4 protein-coding genes and 1 pseudogene are annotated in these 6080 nt (G+C 30.6%); 1 reads left to right on the forward strand and 4 read right to left on the reverse strand.

All coding sequences use genetic code 11. The annotated features are described in order from the left end of the window. Positions 1–2: 2 nt before the first annotated feature. The 4 genes from F553_RS0108730 to F553_RS0108745 all read right to left on the reverse strand — a co-directional run bounded on the left by F553_RS0108730 (position 3) and on the right by F553_RS0108745 (position 5765). Entirely contained in the window at positions 3–1670 is a 1668-nt protein-coding gene (locus F553_RS0108730) for a SulP family inorganic anion transporter (protein WP_018999798.1), read from the reverse strand. Positions 1671–1960: 290 nt separating this feature from the next. Further along, entirely contained in the window at positions 1961–2461 is a 501-nt protein-coding gene (locus F553_RS0108735) for an O-acetyl-ADP-ribose deacetylase (RefSeq protein ID WP_018999799.1), read from the reverse strand. 33 nt (positions 2462–2494) lie between these two features. After that, positions 2495–3454 (reverse strand): DUF2971 domain-containing protein, encoded by a 960-nt coding sequence (locus F553_RS0108740; RefSeq protein WP_018999800.1) that lies wholly within the window; start codon positions 3452–3454, stop codon positions 2495–2497. A gap of 289 nt (positions 3455–3743) precedes the next feature. Beyond that, entirely contained in the window at positions 3744–5765 is a 2022-nt protein-coding gene (locus tag F553_RS0108745) for an AAA family ATPase (protein WP_018999801.1), read from the reverse strand. Positions 5766–5867: 102 nt separating this feature from the next. On the opposite strand from F553_RS0108745, the pseudogene F553_RS0108750 reads away from it, so the two are divergent. Beyond that, positions 5868–6080, forward strand: a pseudogene (locus tag F553_RS0108750) (hypothetical protein); the annotation flags it as partial.

A 6080-nucleotide genomic window follows, 5' to 3' on the forward strand; every position in this document is an offset into this window, starting at 1 on the left:
AATTATTTTTCTTTGTGTTTATTTTTTTCGGCTAAATCAGCTTCACATTTTTCAAGAGCTGTAGAGAATTTACGCCAAAGATGTTTTCTGCCTAATGTGCGGAATAATCCAGCACGATACATATGACGGCGAACTTGTGGATTAGCTTCGCAAAGATATACTTCAATACCACGTTTTTGAAGATGTTTAACGATTTCATTGAGCATTTTAAGACCGCTTAAATCTACGAATGGCACGCTTTCAAAGCGTAAAATCAAAGATTTTGGATCTTTATCGATATGGGCAAGGGAACGCTCAAAGGCACTTACAGCACCGAAAAAGAGTGGCCCTTCAATAGTATAAACGAGCATTTCAGGGTGATGTTCTAATTCTTTTTGGAACTGTGGTTCAATTTCTGTATGATGAATAGCATGGACATCAACAGAAAATACCATTTTACGCATGAATTGTAAAATAGCAAGTACGACACCAACGTTTACAGCAACTACTAAATCAGTGAAGATAGTCAAAAAGAATGTGATGAGCAAAATAAGGGAGTCTGCACGAGGTGCAACACGGATAAGGCGAATAAAATTCGGTACATCACTCATATTGTAGGATACGACGAATAAAATCGCAGCCATAGAGGCAAGTGGAATATTAGCAGCAAGTGGAGCTAAGAAGAATAATACTAATACTAAAAATACGCAGTGAACTAAACCTGCAAGTGGACTTGTACCACCTTGACGAATATTTGTAGCAGTACGAGCAATAGCACCAGTAGCAGCGATACCACCAAAGAGAGGACAAACGATATTTGCAAGACCTTGACCGAATAATTCTTGGTTAGAATTGTGTTGATGACCTGTCATACCATCAGCAACAACGGCGGATAATAATGATTCAATAGCACCGAGCATAGCAATAGTGAAAGCTGGGCCAATCAAAGCAAACACATCAGAAATAGATATTTCAGGAAGTGTAAGACTTGGTAAGCCTTGAGGAATACCACCAAAAGCAGTGCCGATAGTAGCGACTCCAGGGAATTGGTAATAAGATTGGATACAAGTAGCTACAATCATTGCCCAAAGTGGTGCTGGAAGTTTTTTAGCAATAGGAATTTTAGGCATGATTAGGATAATAGCAAGGCTGATTAAACTAATCATGAGTGTAGGCATATGGCTTTGTGGCAAAGATAAAATCATCAAATAAAGTTTTTCGTGGAACATTTCAGCGTGAGCGATTGGCGGAAAACCAAAGAAGGATTGCCATTGACCAACCCAAATAGTAACACCGATACCAGCAGTAAAGCCAACGATAACAGGAGCAGGAATAAAGCGAATGACATCACCGAGTTTGGCGATAGACATCAGAACTAAAATAATACCAGCCATGATAGTGGCGATTTGTAGACCTGCTAGACCATATTGCATCAAAATGCCACTGAGTAAAACGATAAATGCACCTGTAGGGCCTGCAATCTGCACACGAGAGCCACCAAAGATAGAAACGAAAAATGCGGAAATAATAGCAGTATAAATACCTTGTGCAGGAGATACGCCACTAGCGATAGCAAATGCCATAGCAAGAGGCATAGCAACGATACCGACTACGATACCTGCGGAGATATTTTTTCCTAAATGTTCAGATTTGAATAAACCAGCGTTATAAGCTTCTTTTAATGCAATCAACAGTAATTCTCCTTTAGTTAAATATTAAATTGTTAAGTGAAAAACGATTAAAAAATATGTAATAGCTATAATTTTTCTTAGATGATAAAATACCTCCTTTATAAAGAAAATACAAATGATAAATTTTTTATGAACTTCATAAATATGATAAAGCTGATAAAAAATACAAAGAATAGTTTATCACTAGATTTTAAGACTAGCAATAAAATTTAGGTGAAAAATAAAAAAGGAATTAGCAAAATACTAATTCCTAGCAAAATTTTAATAAAATATGATATAAAAATGTAGTTTTAAGCTTCAAGATATTGTTGATACATATTATAAGTTTTTTCATCAAAACAAGAGAAAATAATATCAAGTTTATAATCTTTGTGCATATCTAGCCATGTTTTGACTGTAGAAATAGCAATTTTTGTCGCTTCTTCTAGTGGATAATGATATACACCAGTGGAGATAGCAGGAAAGGCGATACTATGAATATCGTGTTTCAAAGCTAAATCTAAAGAATTTTTATAGCAATTGGCAAGTAGAGAAGCTTGATTTTTTTGAGTAGAATAAATTGGCCCTACAGTATGAATTACATATTTTGCTTTTAAATTATAGCCTTTAGTGATTTTAGCTTCGCCAGTTTCACAGCCACCAAGAGTGCGACATTCTGCTAGTAGCTCATGACCTGCACGGCGATGGATAGCACCGTCGACTCCACCACCGCCGAGGAGCGTTTTATTCGCAGCATTGACGATTGCATCACAATCAAGAATAGTAATATCACCTAAATCAATAGAAATCATATTAACACCTTCTATAAAAATTAATTAGCTAAATCATCTAATAGGGATTTTAGAAATAGTTATCTTTGTTTTTTTCAAGCCATTAGCCTTGAGAAAATGATTTAATTCCTGTTTATTTTGTCTACACATAGCACCGAGAGTGATTTCAGGAATTAGTTCACTGTCCCAAATATCGGCTAAACATAATTTATGATAACTGCGAATTTCATTTTTAAATAAAGAAAAATGCGTCTGTTCAATGGAAGACATTCGCAATAGTGAATGGAATTTGTCATGCAAAGGTTTGAGCGTAGCAGGCAAGATAATATTACGGCTCATGCTCAAAAAATCTTTTTTCATAGATAGAGTTTTAGGATAAAAAAGCAGACGAAATTCATGTTCATCAGCAAAATAATTATTTTTAGCAAAGTTCATGACTTTATTATAGGCAATAACTAAAACAATAAAGCCATATTGTTCGATATATTTTTGAAAAGGGTCATTATAATTGCGGATTTGTTCTTCAAATAAATCGTAAAAACAAGCACAGATATGGGATAATTTATCTAAGATTTCAGCATCGCTATAAAGAATTTTTTCTAGTTCTGTTATGGAAAAATGGGAATAATCTTTGAAATTTACATTGAGTTTATCCATATTGATACCGATACAAACACCACTATAACTAGAAGCATATCTTTCCCAATGTGAGAGATTATCTTTTTTATCGGTTAAACTTAGCGAATAACCATCACTTTTTTTGAGATAATTTTTTAAGTCAGGCATATGGGTTTCAAAACTTTTTTTCAATAATGATAGATACTGCTTGAAATTATCATCAGTGGAATTATTTATAATTTCGTCCATATCTTTGAGCATATGATTTACAGTATAATATCTTTCTGATTTATCGTTAGAAGATTTTAGATTGGTCAGCCAAAGCTCACGGCTCATGATGATATTGTAAAGTGAATTGATTGATGTATAATGATAAAAAATATTTTGTCCGTCCATAATTATTACCTCGTAGAAGTCTTATTAATTATAATTATGAAAGGGAAAAAGAGAAAATGCAATAATAATATAATTGTTCATTTCTTTAGTGATAAAGAAACGAACCAAAGAAATCACCCGCTCACGCACTTTTTACTTTGTCAAAGATAAAAATATATCAACAATGTTCTAAACTCGCAAAGCTCAAACAGTAGAACTAAAACCGTAGCTATATTTTTATCTTTGCCAATAGCTGATAGCTACCGTAAAATGATGCTAAAATGCGGGAAACAGTTAGGTATTATTTATTTTATATTAAAGGTTCGTCTAAAATTTGTTTAATAATTTTAAAAATAGGAAGGAAATTATCAAAGTTAAAATTATCAAAAGGTTTTTGTCGGTTTAAAATATAATCAGCAAATTTTGATTTAGGTAAAGCATAATTTGGGCTATTATCATCATTTGGATTAAGAACGTTATCTTTAGAAGAACCTTCTATAATGGATATTTTATCAGGTCCACAAGCATTTCTATTTGTACAATATTTGTTGTCTTTTGTATGAGCATGTTTATTGAATTCATTGCCCATATAAAGCCTACGAGTAATTCCATCATCACAAATCATTTCGGTTTTTATTTCTTTATCTGTATATAAATGTTCAATACATATATTAGGCGTATCTTTTCTAAAATCTGGTAACGGCAAAATGAAAGAAAATACATTGTTTCCCCAATTTTTATATTCATGATTTTCTGATGATAATTTTTTATTTATTTTCTCTATATCTCTATCTGCTATAAAGATAAGTTTTCTTTCTTGTTTTATTCTAGAAAAATTTTCACACATGGAAGCTAAAGTGTCAGCTCCCATATTAAAATCACTAGGTTGATATTCTAGAAAATCAAAATCTAAATTATCAAAGAGAGATGAATATTGAGTGTTAGATTTTAAATTATTGAAAGCAGCTTTTAAATGTTTCCAATCAGTAGAGCCTTCTGTAATAACTAATGCTTTTTTTGTTTTAGATATGGCTTTTTTTATTTCATCATGATATTTATTAGTTTGAGAATAAAATTGAAATGCTTTATTGAATTCAGAAAAACGCTCTACAGATATTTTTTCTCCACGTGGCATTTGATAAATATCGTATTTGTCAGAAGAAAATGCTTCTTCCATGCCTAATAAAAATAATGGAGAATGTGTAGTTATTATAAATTGAACCTTAGGAAAAATTTTAATTAATTTAGGTAATACATTTTTTTGTAAAGATGAATGTAAATGAAGTTCTATTTCGTCTATAATAACTATTCCAGTTATTTTGGATATATCAATGCTTTTAGACATATCGTTTATATCAGCATATCTAATTATTGTAGCAAAAATATTAAATAATGCTAGTTGTCCTGTGGATAAAGAATCTAAGGTTTCGACAATGGGTTTTTGAGTTTTTCTATTTTTAATATTAAATCTAGAAGCAGATGTATTACGATAATTTAAATCAAAGAAAATAGGTTGTCCTAGTATAATACTCATAATTTCTTCTAAGTGATATCTAGTTGTATATATAACTTGTAGATTTTGATGAAATGAGGAAAGTTTTTGAAGTGCGTCATTAAGATTAGATGAATTATTTTGTATAGATTGAAATATAATAGGATCTATTTTAGAATCAGCAATTACATCTAATAACCATTGTAATGTTTCTTTTGTAACATTTTTAACTGTTATAGGGGTTATTAATTTAGCATTTGATTTATTCATAATAGTTAAATGCTCATATTCTTGCATTAAATAATATTGTTCTCCCATCCAATGTGGAGCTTCATATCTATTTGGTCCAAAATAACAAATTACATTGTTTGTAAATATATCTTGTACATTATTTAGATTGAACATGACCTCTTTAAAATCATTATTTAAATTATTAGCATTCCAAAGAAATTGATTTTGTATATTATTTTTTTTAAATAAATCATCTAAAGAATAATTACCAGATTTAAAAATATATTCAATAGGCTTTAGTGTATTATTTTCATATTCTTCATATTTTAAATAAGAATACATATAAGTTTTATCAATTTTTATTTGTTGTGGAGATATTATTTTATAATATTGATGTCCAAAATATTCAGATATGCAAGCATTTGTATAATATTTAGCAGCAAGTTCATATAAGGAATCAACAATATTTGAAAGAAGGATAGATTTTCCTGTTCCGTTTTCTCCCACAATAATCATAGGAATGGGTTCATTTTTTTCATCAAAAGAGGGTTTTATATCTATTCTATCTATAGGACCGATATTTTCATAAATCATATGCTTTAAATACATACAAATACACTCCTTTTATATAAAAATAGTAAAAAGACAAGCTTTAATGAACTGCACCCCAAAAGTTGGACAAAAAACAACTTTTGGAGGTGCAGTTTTTTTATGACTAAATACTCAAATGAATTTAAAGTTAAAGCAATTAAAATGGTTTTAAAAGGAGATTCTATTTCTCATGTAGCTAAAATTCTAAACATGCCAAACACAGCTTCTCTTTGCAGATGGATATTTCATTATGAAAATGGTGGCATCCCACAACTTCTTCATAAAAATCGTAAATATACTCCTATCTTTAAGCAAAAAGTTATTGAATATAAA

This window comes from Megamonas rupellensis DSM 19944, assembly GCF_000378365.1.
GTDB lineage: Bacteria > Bacillota > Negativicutes > Selenomonadales > Selenomonadaceae > Megamonas > Megamonas funiformis.

Coding starts and splice junctions, on each gene's coding strand:
- F553_RS0108740 (WP_018999800.1), bottom strand. CDS start 3,454: ATGGACGGACAAAATATTTTTTATCATTATACATCAATCAATTCACTT.
- F553_RS0108745 (WP_018999801.1), bottom strand. CDS start 5,765: ATGTATTTAAAGCATATGATTTATGAAAATATCGGTCCTATAGATAGA.
- F553_RS0108735 (WP_018999799.1), bottom strand. CDS start 2,461: ATGATTTCTATTGATTTAGGTGATATTACTATTCTTGATTGTGATGCA.